This is a genomic window from Marisediminitalea lipolytica, from assembly GCF_001758465.1.
Lineage (GTDB): Bacteria > Pseudomonadota > Gammaproteobacteria > Enterobacterales > Alteromonadaceae > Alteromonas > Alteromonas lipolytica.
The window spans coordinates 286,342-302,152 of record NZ_MJIC01000014.1 but is presented as its reverse complement, the minus strand read 5'-3'; the positions used below and the strand labels follow the sequence as shown (position 1 = coordinate 302,152).

General features: G+C 34.5%; 12 protein-coding genes and 2 pseudogenes. 4 read left to right on the top strand and 10 right to left on the bottom strand.

Features of this window, described 5'->3' with window-relative positions:
- Positions 1-72: 72 nt before the first annotated feature.
- The 4 genes and pseudogenes from BFC17_RS12400 to BFC17_RS12385 all read left to right on the top strand — a co-directional run bounded on the left by BFC17_RS12400 (position 73) and on the right by BFC17_RS12385 (position 4,201).
- Positions 73-1,383: a lipopolysaccharide biosynthesis protein gene (locus tag BFC17_RS12400; RefSeq protein ID WP_070176795.1), complete on the top strand. Its 1,311-nt coding sequence runs from the start codon at positions 73-75 to the stop codon at positions 1,381-1,383.
- 212 nt (positions 1,384-1,595) lie between these two features.
- Positions 1,596-2,036: pseudogene (locus BFC17_RS12395) on the top strand (integrase core domain-containing protein); the annotation flags it as partial.
- A gap of 76 nt (positions 2,037-2,112) precedes the next feature.
- Positions 2,113-2,457: pseudogene (locus BFC17_RS12390) on the top strand (integrase core domain-containing protein); the annotation flags it as partial.
- Positions 2,458-2,503: 46 nt separating this feature from the next.
- Entirely contained in the window at positions 2,504-4,201 is a 1,698-nt protein-coding gene (locus BFC17_RS12385) for a hypothetical protein (RefSeq protein ID WP_070176793.1), read from the top strand.
- A gap of 19 nt (positions 4,202-4,220) precedes the next feature.
- Here the strand turns inward: BFC17_RS12385 and BFC17_RS12380 are convergent, their stop codons facing one another.
- The 10 genes from BFC17_RS12380 to BFC17_RS12335 all read right to left on the bottom strand — a co-directional run bounded on the left by BFC17_RS12380 (position 4,221) and on the right by BFC17_RS12335 (position 15,199).
- Entirely contained in the window at positions 4,221-5,219 is a 999-nt protein-coding gene (locus BFC17_RS12380; RefSeq protein WP_070176792.1) for an acyltransferase family protein, read from the bottom strand.
- Between the two features lie 383 nt (positions 5,220-5,602).
- Positions 5,603-6,709 (bottom strand): nucleotidyltransferase family protein, encoded by a 1,107-nt coding sequence (locus BFC17_RS12375; protein ID WP_070176791.1) that lies wholly within the window; start codon positions 6,707-6,709, stop codon positions 5,603-5,605.
- Positions 6,693-7,793, bottom strand: a complete 1,101-nt coding sequence (locus tag BFC17_RS12370; RefSeq protein ID WP_070176790.1) for a glycosyltransferase family 4 protein — start codon at positions 7,791-7,793, stop codon at positions 6,693-6,695. The genes BFC17_RS12375 and BFC17_RS12370 overlap by 17 nt, the downstream gene beginning before the upstream one ends.
- Positions 7,793-8,803: a glycosyltransferase family 4 protein gene (locus tag BFC17_RS12365; protein ID WP_070176789.1), complete on the bottom strand. Its 1,011-nt coding sequence runs from the start codon at positions 8,801-8,803 to the stop codon at positions 7,793-7,795. Before BFC17_RS12365 ends, BFC17_RS12370 begins: the two co-directional genes overlap by 1 nt.
- Complete coding sequence (locus tag BFC17_RS12360; protein WP_070176788.1) at positions 8,800-9,702, bottom strand: sulfotransferase; 903 nt, start codon at positions 9,700-9,702, stop codon at positions 8,800-8,802. The genes BFC17_RS12365 and BFC17_RS12360 overlap by 4 nt, the downstream gene beginning before the upstream one ends.
- A complete protein-coding gene (locus BFC17_RS12355; RefSeq protein ID WP_070176787.1) occupies positions 9,689-10,897 on the bottom strand; it encodes a hypothetical protein in 1,209 nt (402 codons plus the stop codon). The genes BFC17_RS12360 and BFC17_RS12355 overlap by 14 nt, the downstream gene beginning before the upstream one ends.
- Entirely contained in the window at positions 10,894-11,916 is a 1,023-nt protein-coding gene (locus BFC17_RS12350; RefSeq protein WP_070176786.1) for a glycosyltransferase family 4 protein, read from the bottom strand. The genes BFC17_RS12355 and BFC17_RS12350 overlap by 4 nt, the downstream gene beginning before the upstream one ends.
- Positions 11,917-11,919: 3 nt before the next feature.
- Complete coding sequence (locus BFC17_RS12345) at positions 11,920-12,816, bottom strand: sulfotransferase domain-containing protein (RefSeq protein WP_070176785.1); 897 nt, start codon at positions 12,814-12,816, stop codon at positions 11,920-11,922.
- Positions 12,806-13,786: an SDR family NAD(P)-dependent oxidoreductase gene (locus BFC17_RS12340; RefSeq protein ID WP_070176784.1), complete on the bottom strand. Its 981-nt coding sequence runs from the start codon at positions 13,784-13,786 to the stop codon at positions 12,806-12,808. The genes BFC17_RS12345 and BFC17_RS12340 overlap by 11 nt, the downstream gene beginning before the upstream one ends.
- A gap of 9 nt (positions 13,787-13,795) precedes the next feature.
- Positions 13,796-15,199, bottom strand: a complete 1,404-nt coding sequence (locus tag BFC17_RS12335; RefSeq protein ID WP_083271708.1) for an undecaprenyl-phosphate glucose phosphotransferase — start codon at positions 15,197-15,199, stop codon at positions 13,796-13,798.
- Positions 15,200-15,811: the final 612 nt, after the last annotated feature.

Here is a 15,811-nt window from a genome sequence, read left to right as displayed (position 1 = left end):
AAGATTCATGAAAATATCTACTACTGAACATTTGTAATAGAAAAGAAGTAGAAACTTCAGGAGTACATTTTTGTGATTAGGAGATTTTTTAATAATAAAAAATCAAATGCCTCCCTATATAAAGCAATATCTCTTAGCTTGGTAATGCGAATTTTAAGCGCTTTTTCAGGTTTAATAGTATCTGTATTTATTAGCCGCAAGCTAGGTGCAACTGAAGCAGGATTATATTTCTTAGCCTATAGCATTGTGTTTTTTTTGGCAGCATTAGTCCGTATAGGACTAGATGAGACAATTGTAAAATTTACAGGAAGAGTATATGGTAGCCCTGAACAAGGTAGCTTGAAGTCAGTTTTATACAAAGCAATTTCGATAGCGATAACGCCTACCATAGCAATAGCACTTCTACTCTTCTTATTTTCTGATGAAATCTCGGTATATATATTTGAAAAACCAAATTTCTCACCAGTCCTTAGAAACATTGCGTTTGCTTGTTTATTTTTGCCACTATCTATTTTTATATCAAAAAGCCTCCAAGGTTGTAAAAAAATAGTATCTAGTGCTTATATATTAAATGTATCGAATAGCATACTACTTATCTTGATGATAGTAATGTTTGGAAAAATCGATGCTGTAGAATTATCTTTTTACTTCTTAATATGCACAGCTATTACGTTCACAACATCAGCCGTTATATGGTTGTTTCACAACAATAATATGGACTATATTAACCTCCCTACTCAAGATATATATAAAAGTTGTTTGCCACTTTGGATTGTCGTAATCATGGGACAATTTGTACAATGGTCTAGTCAAATAATATCGGGATTCTATTTACAAGCAGATGAAATTTCACTATTGGCAACAGCTCAAAGGATGGCAACATCTACAAGTTTTGTGCTCCTTGCTGTAAACATGGTAGTTGCACCAAGATTTGCTAAATTATATGGTGAAAACAACATCATAAAACTTGAGAAGCTAGCTAAAAGCTCTATTCGGATAATGCTGTTTATTTCAGTACCGATTACAACTTTTATAATGTTATTTCCTGAATTAATAATGAGCATATTCGGAGCAGAGTTTAAAAAGGGAGCGAGCGTTCTACAAATAATCTGCCTAGGCCAAGTCATTAATGTATTGACCGGCTCTGTTGGCTTATTGTTATCTATGTCAGGGCACGAGCGTGATCTTAGGACCGTCACACTTATATCAGGCCCAATAGCATTAATTTTACCTTTTATGTTAATACCTATTTATGGCATAAATGGTGCTGCCTATTCGACAGCTATATCAATGATTACTCAAAACTTGATTGCAGCATTTTTAGTAAAAAGAAGACTGGGTTTTAATACATTAATATTTTGGAAGATGGAGTATAAGACTTAGCTCATTTGGTAAAAAATATAAAATCCTCCCATCATCACCTGACCTTTCCCCCAAAAATAACACCATGACATTGATGAGATTTCCAATAAACTGGAGACAATGGAGATCTCAACATGAAGAAACGTTACAGCGAAGAGCAAATCATCAAGGCAATCAAGCAGCATGAAGCTGGAGCCAAGGTAGACTGTCCACTTCCCCTTTAATGGGACAGTAGGCGCTTCCGCGTTCTGAACGTGGTTGATGATTTCTCTAGAGAAATGGTTGGCCAATTTGTATCAATTTCGATTAGCGGACGACAAGTCGCTGGTTTCCTCAGTCAACTGATTGAGCTTCGGGGAAAGCCTAAAAAGGTGATTTGCGACAACGGTACAGAGTTCACCAGCACGGCGATGATCTTCTGGAGTAAAGAAACAGGTGTTGAGCTGGGATTTTCCGGGGGGATTACAATCCAGCCAGGCAAGCCTACACAGAATGCATTTGTCGAAAGCTTAAACGGCAAATTTAGAAATGAATGCCTGAACCAACACTGGTTCAGAACCCTGGATGAAGCCAGATGTGAAATTGATCTATGGCGCGAACATTACAATAACGTTCGACCACATAGTTCACTGAATTTCCTGCCGCCTGTTGAGTATGCAAAACGGGCAGCATAATATGAAAAATCTCATCGAGAGATTGGTGCTAATTCTGGGGAAAGGTCATTGAACCTAAAGCGCAGAACTAGGCGGGTACTGCGGTAAACGGTTCCGAACGTTGAATGTGATGGATGAAGGAACGCGAGAGTGCCTTGCCATCGAAGTTGATACGTCTTCACCAGCAGGCCAAGTCGTATGCGTATTAGAACAGCTTAAAGCAGAGCGCGGACTAACAACTCAGCTGCGTATGGATAACGGGCCAGAGCTAATTTCTACGACGCTGACAGACTGGTGTGAGAACCATAATGTTGAACTGGTATATATCCAACCAGGTAAACCACAGCAAAATGGTTTCGTTGAACGCTTTAACGGATCATTCCGCAGAGAGTTTCTTGATGCTTACCTGTTTGAAAATCTCATTCAGGTAAGAGAAATGGCCTGATGCTGGCGTATGGATTACAACGAAGAAAGATAAGGGAGAACATGTGAAAGAATTAATTTTCAATTCAGATTACGACAGCGAAACTCCGACTCTAATTGACGGAGAAAGATTATTATTAGATAAAGAATTAGTAATTAATTTAAAGCATAACGAATCGCTAAATTTTAATATAAAAAAAATAAGAAAAAAAAATGAAAAATCAAAGATTATTTTTCGTTCTGAATTAAAATTAATTGGTTCTTTAAGCGATGTAGTAGCAGGAACATCAATTATTGAATTATCAAACGAGAACATAAGAAAAGGGAGCTATATTGTAATTGAAGGATTAATAGTCCACGAAAACTATGTACCAAGTCGATTAACATCAGCTAAAATTTGTTGCCAAATTAAAAATATAAACCAGGGGCAACTGCAACTAGACAGAGAAATACCATTTTCATTAATTGAGGTGGTTGCATATGAAGTACCAACATGTAGTCTCAATTTTTCAGGCCATTTGGAGGACATTTCAGTACATATTGAAAACATAACTCACTTAAACTTGGATTTAAAGTTTACAGGGTCTATTAAAGATCGTGGAGTATTAGTTAATATTGATACTTGCTCAGAGCTGAAGGGGGAAATAGATTTCAAATCATGTAACTGCATGATTGGAATTGCATTAAATAATGTCTCAAGTGGGTTCTGTGAAATATCTCAAACAAATACTGGTGCAGCATACAGTGACTCTAAAGTTGTTAGAGCTAATGCGCTAATAAATTTTTCAATATCTTACTGGGGCAAACATGCAATATTCCGAGATATAGGAATTCATGGAGCTAGAAATGTAACAATGAATGTTAATTCCAGTCAAGGAGGAAGCGAACTTTTTGAAAGAAAAGATAATTCGGCAAATAGATTAGAAACAGTGGTTTTAGCAGAATGCCAACATGTAAATCTATATGCAAATATTGATGAAGCAAATGATCAAGGTTTAGAGCTTATCTCATGCAACGACATAAACATCTATGGGCGCATAAGTAACTCAAAAAAAACGGAATCGACTGAAGGAGCCCTTATAATTAAAGGAGAATCCAAAGATATCACTGTTGAAGCTCTAGTTTATGCGTACCAATCGAGAGCTATTAAAGTTGAATGTTCAAGGGGTGCTAAGAATATTATATTCACAGAAAACACATTTGCCTTTTCAAATGATAACGAAGCCATATCAATAAGAGATAGCAATGAACCATACGACACCAATATTGAGATTTATGGTACATATAAAGCCGCAACACCAATCTCAGTAAGAAAATTCTCTGATGGATGCACTATTGATGCAATAGTTGATATGTCTTTCGCTGAAGTTGGTGTAGTAATCCAATCGCCAGTTAGGATAATAGAAATTGAAGCTATTGAAACGAGTGAAAATAAACAGTTGTTATCAATTGGTGGTTCTTGTAACAAATATGTTTTCGGTAGTATTTCCGGTGATAGTCCTGAATGTTATATACAACTGAATAGTGATGCTCGACATTATTTTAACTTTAAAATTACTAAGCAACTAAATTGCCAAGTAATGATAGCTGGAGACTCAACAATAATTACTTTTGTAAATGGAATACCATATAGTAATACTCCACCAAAATTTGGCAATTACGAAATAGGCGACATGTTCATCAAAAAAAATGGACCAATTGAAAATATAATTAGCTCTCATTATAAAGAGTATAGTGTATTTATTGGTTCAACTTGGTTATAAAACATGAATCAAAAATGAATTACAGTTTTCCTCTAATATTATTATAATAATAATTTCGCATGAGCTTCAAACTTGGCTTTTCGATGAAATAAGTGATTAATGTTGCAAGCATTAAACAAGTAAAAAGAGCTATACAAATAGCAAAATACGGACTAAGGCCATATAAATAAGACTTATTTATAATTAAATAACCGATATTCTGATGAACAAGATACAATGAATAAGAGATACTTCCTAAAAACAGAAAGGGGGTAAAAATAAGAAACTTTAAATGACCTGCTATTGCCAAATAGAAAACAGCAAAAACAAATAAAAACATAATCGTCAAATAAACGTCATAGTAAAAATATACCGTCGAAAGCGATATCAATAACAACGCCAACCATTTTCCAGAAAAGTCTTTATGAATGAAGCTATATAAGCAAACCCCCACGGAAAAGAAAGGTAAATGTTTCATTATGAGCAACTTATCAACTATGTTGTTAGGCGGCAAGAAATCCAAAACGGATAAAACTGAAATCAACAAAAATAAAATTAAAAAATATGCTATATTCTTTAATTGGTTAAAGATAAAAAATACAAAAACCCAAAAATAAAAAGTTAATTCAACTGTTAAAGTCCAGTAAACACCATCAACATGCTTAACCCTTAGAAATTCTTGAATCATACTTAGGTTTATTATTACCTCATATAGTGTGACATTTCTTCCGTCCAGCCCGAAATATAATAAAAACGAACTCGTACAGATTACAGCAAACCAATAAGCTGGATAAAGTCTAGAAAACCTAGAAACTATAAAATCTAAAGGTTTATGAGTGCGGTTTAAAGACCAAAATATAACAAAACCACTAACTACGAAAAAAAGTTGCACCCCGTGCTTTCCATAAATAGTCCAGTCTACGGACACTCCCTCATGGCCATATAAAACATTATACCTGTAGAAATAATGATAAAAAACTACCGCTATCGCAGCGATTCCTCTTAGGGCATCTAGCTCCAGTAGTCTAACTCTACTCATTGTAAATAGTTCCTAAAAATATAAAAAGAATATCTGAAAAGAAAATACTTTGTAAAATACTATTATCATATTTTGTAGTTATAGTTCGAAGTATCTGAATCCCATAATTCGTAAATAAAATTTTATTATCCTTGACATTCACCATACTTGGAAAAAATATTAAAAATCAATTTCTTCGACTTCCTTATAGGTAAGTTCCGTTCATAAATTCCAGGCAAAAAATATCTAGAAGCAGGCCTTACCTTCGGAAACAACTTCATATCTAACAGACTTTTTTCTCATTAAAAACTGAATTAACTCTGGGATTGCCGAGTTTCACTTTCTTCGGGATAGGTTTTGTCTTTTTCACAATTAGAAGTCCACAAATGATATTACTATTAAAACTATCGAAACAGTCCGAATAGAATTCGTTTGATATAAAAAAAAATTAATAAGTATCTCGGAAAATCACCATACTTTTTCTGCATATGCTTAACACTTGGGAATAAGACTTGAAAAATTGACTTCCAGCCTCCAAGCTTATATAGAAAATAATACTTTTTAATTTTAAAAAAAGTATGACTCTCATGTCGTGTAATGTAATCAAATCTTTTCGAATGACTACTATTCATTCTTCGCGACATCATTTCTAACGACTTCATAGGTAAATAATGTTCACAATTATTCAAAAAATTAGCAGTCACACTAGTAAAACCAGTCTGATTTATTAAAGAAATAAAAACATCTTTTTCTTTGGTTGACATGGTATTAATTAACATATAAATATCTACAAACCATATCAATTTATAATTTTCTTTATTTTTAATATGTAACGCCAAATGAATAATAGAATGAAGTAATGCTATGGGTCTATCGAATGCAAACAACTTAAAAGGTCCATAGTCGACTAATACGGAATGTTTTCTAAGAAGGTCGAAATCTACTGCACGAGAAACTTTGGGATCAGGACAAAACTTATAGTGTAAATCAACTTCAATATAATTGTTGTCGTATAGCTTTTTCCTTAAACATATTTGAAACTTACTGAGTTCTGGCTGCCATCCGTTAGCAATAAAAAATCCATTTTTTAAAAATATCTCTTTAGTTTTTTCATAATCACTATGCTTAACAAGTAAGTCAATATCAGCAGCAGGTCTTAAATAGCTTTCGGTATACAAAGTTCTTTTTAAACACCAACCTTTCATTAATATTATAACTATTTCTTCAACTTCAATTTGACTGAAAATTGTTGAAATAGCATTTAAAGTTAATGTTTCGACTAGTAACGCTTCTTGCTTAATTTTCTTCGCTAATGATTTTTCAACATTATCCAGATTTGAATCATACTGATTATACAATAACGGAAGTAATCCGTTTTTGAAGTAATCGTTTTTATATTTCAATAAATCCTCAAAATTCGAACTAGTTTTCGAACTATCAATAATTGTACTGAGTAATAATACTTCAAGCTCAGTTAAATTTAAAAATCGATTTTCAATTTCTTCCGTCATTATTCTTTACTATATTTAAAAATTTTTCTTTAAATATCTGAATAGAAAATGTTTCTGCATGCTTTCTAATAGCTTTATGATCGAAAGACAGAGATTCAAACCTTTTCACTGCATCTATAATTGCATCTTCATTTTGAGTCGAAAAATGAACTCCTGTTATTCCATCTACTACGGTTTCTAAAGAACCGCCTTTACCATATGCTATCACAGGAGTTCCACAAGCTTGTGCTTCTACTGGAACAATACCAAAATCTTCTTCAGCAGCGAAAATGAACGCTTTAGCCCCTTCCATAAAGGATTTAAGATCCTTAAACGGCAAATACCCCTTCAATTCAATGTTATTAGTTGCTATTTTCTTAATCTTTTCATAGTCAGGACCTGAACCAATTATAATAAGCCGCTTTTCAGGCATAAAAGTAAATGCTTTCGCAATTAAATCAATTCTCTTATATGGGACCAACCTACTACAGGTTAAATAATAATCTTGTTTATCCTCTATTAGATTAAACTCTTTAACATCTACTGGTGGATTTACTACTTCCGCTTTTCTTCTATATGTTTTCTCAATTCTACGGGCTATGAATTTAGAGTTAGCTATAAAAGTATCTACACCAAATGAGCTCCTAATATCCCATATTCTAATTTTGTGTAAAAAATAGCGAGCTAACAGTCCAGTCAGACCTTTATCCTTATTTGTTTCCTTTAGATATTGGTGCTGTAGGTCCCAAGCATACCGCACAGGAGAATGGCAATAGCAAATATGGCGCTGATCTGGCCCAGTTATTACACCTTTCGCTACACAATAACTACTTGATATAACAAGATCATAAGCTGAAAGATCAAATTGTTCTATTGCGTAAGGCATCAATGGTAAGTATTGTCTATATTTACTTTTTGAAAATGGCAGTTTTTGAATAAAGCTTGTATATATTTTGTGCTTTTTTAGATACTCCGCGTGTTTCAAATCTATAAAGTTCACTACAGTAAAAATATCAGCATTTTTATAAATATCTAAAATTTCTCTAAGAACACATTCAGCTCCACCTGCATCTGTTAGCCAATCGTGAACAACTGCCACTTTCATTATAAAAATCCTTCTAAATATCTGTAAGTCTCGACGCCACATTCGTCCCAAGAGTAATTCTTCACCCTAGCTTTAGAGTATTCACTATATTGCTTATGTAATGCAGTATTAGAAGTAATCTCGATGATTGAATTTAAAATTTCATCAATGGAATTTGGGTTGAAGTATAAAACACTATCGCCACCTACCTCAGGTAAAGCAGTGCTATCTGAAGAAATAACTGGTAGGCCAAAGGCCATTGCTTCTAAAACTGGCAATCCAAAACCCTCAAACAATGATGGATAAATAAAACTATGAGCATTCTGATAAATAGCTTTTAGTTCTTGATCGTTTACATATCCAGTAAAAATTACATTTTCAACATTATGATTGAAAGTAGCCTCGAAGTTTTTACTATTTCCACCGACTACAACTAAATTATAAAGTTTATTTGATTGCTTCATGAACTTACCCCATGCATCTAACAGCGTGGAAATATTCTTTCTTGGATCCATTGAACCAACTGTTAGCAAATAAGGGCTATTTATTTGTAATTTATTTATAATGTTCTGTGAAATATTTTGATCTATTTTATGAAAGAACTTTGTATTGATCCCATTAGGAATTACTTTTACAAAATCTTGCTGAATACCTAAAGCAGAACATATAACTTTTTTTGAAAACTCAGATACAGTAATTATTCCCAGAGAGCTGTTAGCAATTCTAGGAATTACAAATCTTCTCCAATATCGATACTTCTTCGAAAACCATTTAGGGTTATAAAACACCGCACAATCATGTAAGGTAACTATCTTCCTTGTATTAATTAATGGGGCGCTATTTGTTGGGCACCAGAGCAAATTAGAATGTGATGTTCTTAATGATTGTTCCCACAAACCGATTGGTTTGATACTAGGAGTAAGAAGCTGATAGTTATAGTTATTTTTTTCCCATACATTAAGTATCTCAAGAGCGTATCTCTGAACGCCTGTAACCTTCTGGAGCTTAAATTTTCCATCTACAGCGATCATTTGACTTTCCAAAAAGCAAGATCAATGTTTAATAATTTTTCTACTTCAACAATATCTTTCGAATAAGCTTCAGCGAGGGAACTCTTTACATCGTCAGGTAAAATAGGTTTCTTATCGTCCATAGTGAATTTCCGTACCGACTCCATCAATTTACTACCGAATCCCCTTGGCACTAGAGCTCTTAGCATACTTCTCAGATAACTTGGCTTATTTACAATGGCTGCAATAAAAGGGCGTTTAACTGATCCAGTTGAATTGAATCGTTGTTTAGAAAATGTAGCATCGTGCAACGCTGGTATATCTAAAAAACTCGAAAGCTCTTTAAAGAAACCTTCATTATCTTTTAATATTTCTTCGTATATAAAGAATTTAACTCTTTCACCGAAAATCTCTTTATACCTTGCAACTTGAGTAGAATAAAGACCAAGATTAAAGTAATGCCAACTGAACTCGTAGCAATCGAATATTCTTTTATTTTCATTTTTTAAAGCTTCTTCGAAAGTAAGCTCCTCACGACAATCACGGACCAAATGAAGGTAATGTGACCATGCTCGATCTATAGGATTCCTTAAAATTACAACTACTTTTGCTTCTGGGTTATAGTTATTAATTAAATCAGGCGCTGAGTTATCATATAGATAGGATACAGAAAAGTCGCATTTATACTTTTCGTGTAAATTAGACTTATAATTCTCTTCATATTTGCGTAAGTCTCTGATTACCTCTGTTGCATATTGATCACCTGGTCCTTTGCCCGGAACCTGTGAGCTCCCAATATTGAAACAATTTGGCTCTTTCACTATAGGCAAGTTAAAATCACTATAATCCATTAAAGTCTGATAGAGGCTAGTAGTCGAACTCTTTGCAGTACCAACGAAAAACAAGTTAACTTTTTGCAACACTGCCTCCTGCAATATCATTTATAAAGTGATAACTGTTGCTGAAACGTATCTTATCAGACCATGCTAATCCGAATAGAAACCAAAACATTGAACCAACATTATCTTGAAATACGTTTGAAACTAAAACAGCTAAAAATAAATACTGAAAAAAGGTAACCGCAGGTGTTCTAAAAAGTCTCAATCCAAGATACAACATCATCAATGAGCCTAGAACGCCAAAGTTAACTAAGAAAAATAAGATACCACTTTCAAATGCGAGACCTAAATCCTGTTCATACCAGCCACTTTCTGACTGATATATCATTCCTTCGGTAAAATTAAAGCCGGAGCCAAAAATAAAAGTTCCCAAAGAGCTAGTTAGCCCTTTAAGGTTTTCGACTACAATTATCTCTCGAATTATCAAAGTATCTAATTGACGAAAAACCTCCTTATCAAGATACTCATTATAAACATAGTATTTAATTAATATACTTAATGAATCTGGTGTAAACAAAAATAAATACAACGGAATAACAATAAAAACGCCAAAAAAACCATACCAAGTTAATATTTTATTTTTGTAGACAGATGCTAACAAGACAGCTAAAACGAATAAAACAGATTTAATTGGTATCAGCAGTGAAGCTAATAAAACCAAAATTAAAACAACGCAATCTATCTTCGTCACTCTTGACATACTAAGCTTGTAAGAAAAATAACCTATAAATATACTAAAAACTACCGTAAACTCTTGTTTAACAAGAATTAAACTAGAGGAAAGCCCGATTCTTTCGGCCCCGGACATTATGTAATATATGGAATTTAAAAATGCTACAATTGCAAACGAAAAGCTGACATACAAAACCGTTTTTGAAATTAAATCCTCTCTATCCTTTACTAATATATTTGCAATAGAGAAAGAAAAAATAAAATACAACATCTGCTTAACTAAAGAAAATTCCTTATAAACAATTGCTTGATAAAAGAAGCAAAACACCAAAAAAAACAGCATGACAGTTGCTAATAGAAGCTCTTGATATAAAAGTCCAATTTTTATAAATCTAGTCACAAATATAAATATAACCAAGAGCACTAATGGTTGAGTCAACGAGATTCCGCCGGGGAGGCCAATAAAGTTGTTAAGGCTTAATGATATAGCCGCTAATGCGAAGTAGAGTGCAATTAAATGAGAAATTGAAATATTTCTAATCATAACAAATATAACCTTTCCTCAATCTTTTGAAGATTCAAAGAGCTATATTTTTTGACAATATTATATCTATCATAATTAACTTCACTAAGATTTAGCACATTCATCAACTCAGATTTCATGCTTTCCTTTGAATTCACATCAAAAAAACAATCCGCATTTCCTATTAAATCTTTGTTTTCTGGAATATTAGCTACAACGATTGGAATACCAGCATTTATTGCATCCAATATTGCATTAGCTGTACCTTCTTTTTCAGATGGATGCGCTAATGCTGCGGAGCGTTTAATCTCATTTTTAATTACATTCTGTTCTTGGTAACCCATAATAAATATTCTATTTTTCGCCTTCGCTGCAGCATCAATACATTCTTTTTTATATCTGGAGTTCTTGAATTTCCCAAAAATACGAAGCTCAATATTTTCAGTATCTGCGACTACTTCTATCAATTCCTTGATTCTTTTATGTGGTTCACCATTACTAATGCATACTATAGATTGACTCTCTTTTTTCCAGTAAGGCTCACCAAATTCATAATAATTATTTATGAATTCGCAGTTTAAGCCAGCAGTATTGAGCTCGTTAGCAATCCTCTGAGAATTACTATATAGATAATTGCAACGTTCAAGTATTTTTTTTCGCCATCCTAGTAGTATCGTTTCGTCGTATTCACGTACCGAATAAACAACCTTTCTTTTGAATATCTTCAAAATTGGAACACAAGGCAAGTACAACTTATTGTAGAAAACATAAATATCACACTTTACCTGCAACAACTTAATTATCAGTCGAATAATATTAAAAAACCTTATCAGATTTCTTAAAATCTTATTTTCTACTCCACTTAATAAAATATCTATCCCAAGTGATTCACATTCACTATTACCAGAAGAATTGGACGCAATTAACTTAGAATCAGAGTTATTTTTTTTAACATATTTATAAAGATAGCTAATTTGTTTTTCTGCTCCACCATAAGGGAACTCTGGAACTATGAAAGCTATTCGTCGTTTGTTATTCATAATTCACCAGTATCTCTTTGCGCCATCGAGATTTTTCTTCCAATATTCCACTTCTGAACTATAAATTTTTTCTAGTAAGTCTCTATCTATAGTTTTATCTGTTTGTATCTCTTTTCTAAAATTTTTAACTAATTTATCCCTTAATAATCTAGGAATGACTTTTTTAATTCCAGGAATATATTTTTTGAAAAAAATTAAAACTTTAGATTTTTGTGTAGCTTGGTTGCTCTTCTTAGGTGTAATATTTGTATCTATCTTCAGATTTATAAAGTTTGATATAGTTTCCATTGTATTATCAAACTCCTTAACAAATTCTTCAAATGTAATTACTAAACAGTCAATACCAATTTTTTTTAAATTATTAATTTTTTCTCTATATATACCTTCATTTATGTAGAGGAAATTAGGTAATAGGCCATTTTCTTTAAAGTCAAAGTTTGCTAGTCCATTTCTCCTGAAAAAATCGTAGTCATTCAAGTCTAGAATAGACCTTAAGTAATCTTCATTTTCTTTCTCAGCGATATAACATTTTATGACTTCACTAATAGTTCTTGATTCGCTCTTACTATACTTTAATTTATTGTGATAATAGGCAGAGTAAAATCTATCTATTGGGTTCCTAATCATCACTATCGCTTTTGCTTGGCTAAAGTTTTCTTTTACATATGCGAGAGCTTTTTCTTCCCAGATATAATAAGTTGAACCATCCATAATTGGACCTTCAGTTCCTTTAAATTTATCCGTATATAGGTTTATATCTTCTCTAAACTTATCTGCTATCAGCAATTGCGGTTCTTTTATATCGCAAATTCGAAATTTTTCCGTACTAGCCAACACGTCGTATAAAGAAGTGGTTCCACATTTCCTAAACCCTGGAATTAAAACAATATCATTTACCATCTGCTGTAGTCTTCGTGTATTCTAAAAACCAATTCACAAAACTTTTAACACCTTCATCGACATTAACTCTTGGTTGATAACCAACTTCATCATAGAGTTTTGTTGAATCTGAATATGTTTGCTCTACGTCTCCAGGCTGCATAGACATAAAGTTTTTATTTGCTTTTTTACCTGTATGTTTTTCCAATGCAGAAATGAAGTCCATTAGAAGAATACTTTTACTATTGCCGATATTGTATATATTTGAATTAGTCGCACTACTTCCATGCTTATTTTGTATTCTAAATATTCCTTCAACTATATCATCGATATAAGTAAAATCGCGTTTCATATTTCCATTATTAAACACATTTATTGTTTTTTCTTTCAACATGGCCTCTGTAAAAAGCCAAGGAGCCATGTCTGGCCTACCTGCAGGACCATATACTGTAAAGAATCGTAATCCCGTAGTCTTTAATTGATATAGATGAGAATAGGTCTTAGCCATTAGTTCATTAGCTTTTTTCGTGGCTGCATACAGTGATACTGGCTCATCTACTCTATCATCTTCTGAAAATGGAACTTTCTTATTCATTCCATAAACCGAACTAGATGACGCGTAAACTAAATGGTCTATCTCGCTATTTCTACATCCTTCTAAAATTGTTAGAAATCCTGTTATGTTGCTATCTGTATATTCGAAAGGTTTTTCTATTGAGTATCTAACACCAGCCTGAGCTGCAAGGTGGATAACGCGATCGAACTTTTCGTTTTCGAATAATTTTGCTACACCTTCACGGTCGCATAGATCCATCTTTATAAAATTAAAATTGTCATAGGGCGTCAGAAGATTTAGACGATACTCTTTTAATTTGGGATCATAATAGTTATTCATGTTATCGAGCCCAATAACGTTGTAACCTTCATCCAGAAGCTTTTTCGTTGTATGCATCCCTATAAATCCGGCTGCACCGGTTACTAAAACCTTCATTATTCGTCCTTAATAAACATTCTTACCCACAAACCCTTTAAATATCGTAAAAATCACAATCTTAAAATCCATCCAGATACTCCAGTTGCGGATATACTCCAGATCGTACTTAATGCGCATTTCCATTTTTTCCACGGTATCAGTTTCGCCGCGCCAACCATTTACTTGTGCCCAGCCTGTTATGCCTGGCTTCATTTTGTGGCGTAGCATGTAATAGGCGACCTTCTTTCTGTATTCTTCGTTGTGGCTTACTGCGTGTGGCCGTGGGCCAACAACTGACATGGTGCCCTGGAGCACGTTAAAGAACTGGGGCAGCTCGTCCAGGCTGGTTTTGCGTAAGAATGCGCCAAAGGGCGTAATTCTTGGATCGCCCTTGGTGGCTTGTTTTACTACTGCCCCGTTATCCATTACTTTCATGGAGCGGAACTTCCACACTTTTATCTTTTTGCCGTCCATACCGTAGCGGTCTTGCTTAAACAGTACCGGGCCTGGTGAGGTAAGTTTTATTCCCAGTGCAATTATTGTCATAGGAATAGCAATTACGGTAAGAATGCTTAGCGCTAAGAATACGTCTTCCATGCGTTTCATAATGGAATAACCACCGCGCATGGGGCTGTCGTAAATACTGATGGTTTGTACTTCGCCTACGTGGCCCATTCTTGAGTGCAGCAGGTTAAAGGTAAATACATCGGGCACTATATGTACATCTACTGTGGTATCGCCCAGGGCTTTCAGAATATTCTCTATGCGTTCTTTATTGGTAAGCGGTAAGGCAATAAACAGGATTTCCAGTTCGCCTTCCTGCGCCATTTTAACGCCCTCGGCAATACCACCAGCCAGTTTAGCCATGTATTTATGATCGAGGCGTTCTGGCGCGCGTTCGTCGAACACGGCTCTTAACTTGTAACCGCTTTCGGGATAAGTGGTAATCTCATGCGCTAAGTCCAGGCCACGCTTAGTTAAGCCAATAATGCCTACCGAACGGGTGTTATAGCCTTTACGGCGAATAGAGATTAAGAACTGGCGGAACAAGGCACGCCAGGCGCACAGCATAATTGCGGTGCTAACCATCCACAGGCCCAACACTACGCGCGAGAAGTATTCGGTTTGTTTGGTGAAGAAGAGAAATACAAACAGAGGAAACAGTGTTAGTGCCCAGCTGCACACCGTGTAAAACACCATTTCTTTATAGGAGCCGTTACGCCAGGAGCGATAGAGCACAAAGAGTTCGGCGAAGAACAAATACGCCATATTGGAGATTAAGCCAAATACGAAGTACTTAAGATCGAATTTGCCCAGATAAGAATATGAGGCAACGATTAGGCAAATTTGAATAATGAAAATATCAATCAGTCGATAAATAAACGCAAACTGATTAAGATTGTTACGGATAAATCCGCCACTTTCGCTCATTGAATCCCATCCTTTGGCAATGACCAATTACTACTAATTTTACTCTGATGAGACTCGATTGTATTTGAATAAAATGACACTTCGGTTACTCACCATAGTGGTGCAACTGCACCAATGATTTACTATACCTAATTTTTTTATAAATCCTAGCTATGTTATTGCTTAACCATGATTTATTAAGGTATCGGCTTTATTTTTAAACACTTTTTTTGATGTGTTGAATTAGTAGAGTACTGCTTTTTATTGTTTGGTTTTAGTGGAGCAAGGCGGGTGCCAGTTTATGTTACATAATTGTAAAGTTTGAACTTTTGTTTAAGCCGGTAAGTTTTGCCTATTTTGCTGAGTAACTGTGGTTTGGTTTTGGTTGTAGTTTGGGTTAGTTATTTTGTTTGGGAGGTCCCGGCTCAAGGCCGGGAAGACGAGATTTGGACGACGGTATTCGTTGTTTTGGGTTAGTTATTCTGTTTTGGAGGTCCCGGCTCGGAGGCCGGGAAGACGAAGAAAATAGGCCGGGACTACGAGATTTGGACGACGGTATTCGTTGTTTTGGGTTAGTTATTCTGTTTTGGGGGTCCCGGCTCAAGGCCGGGAAGACGAGATAAATGGGCCGGG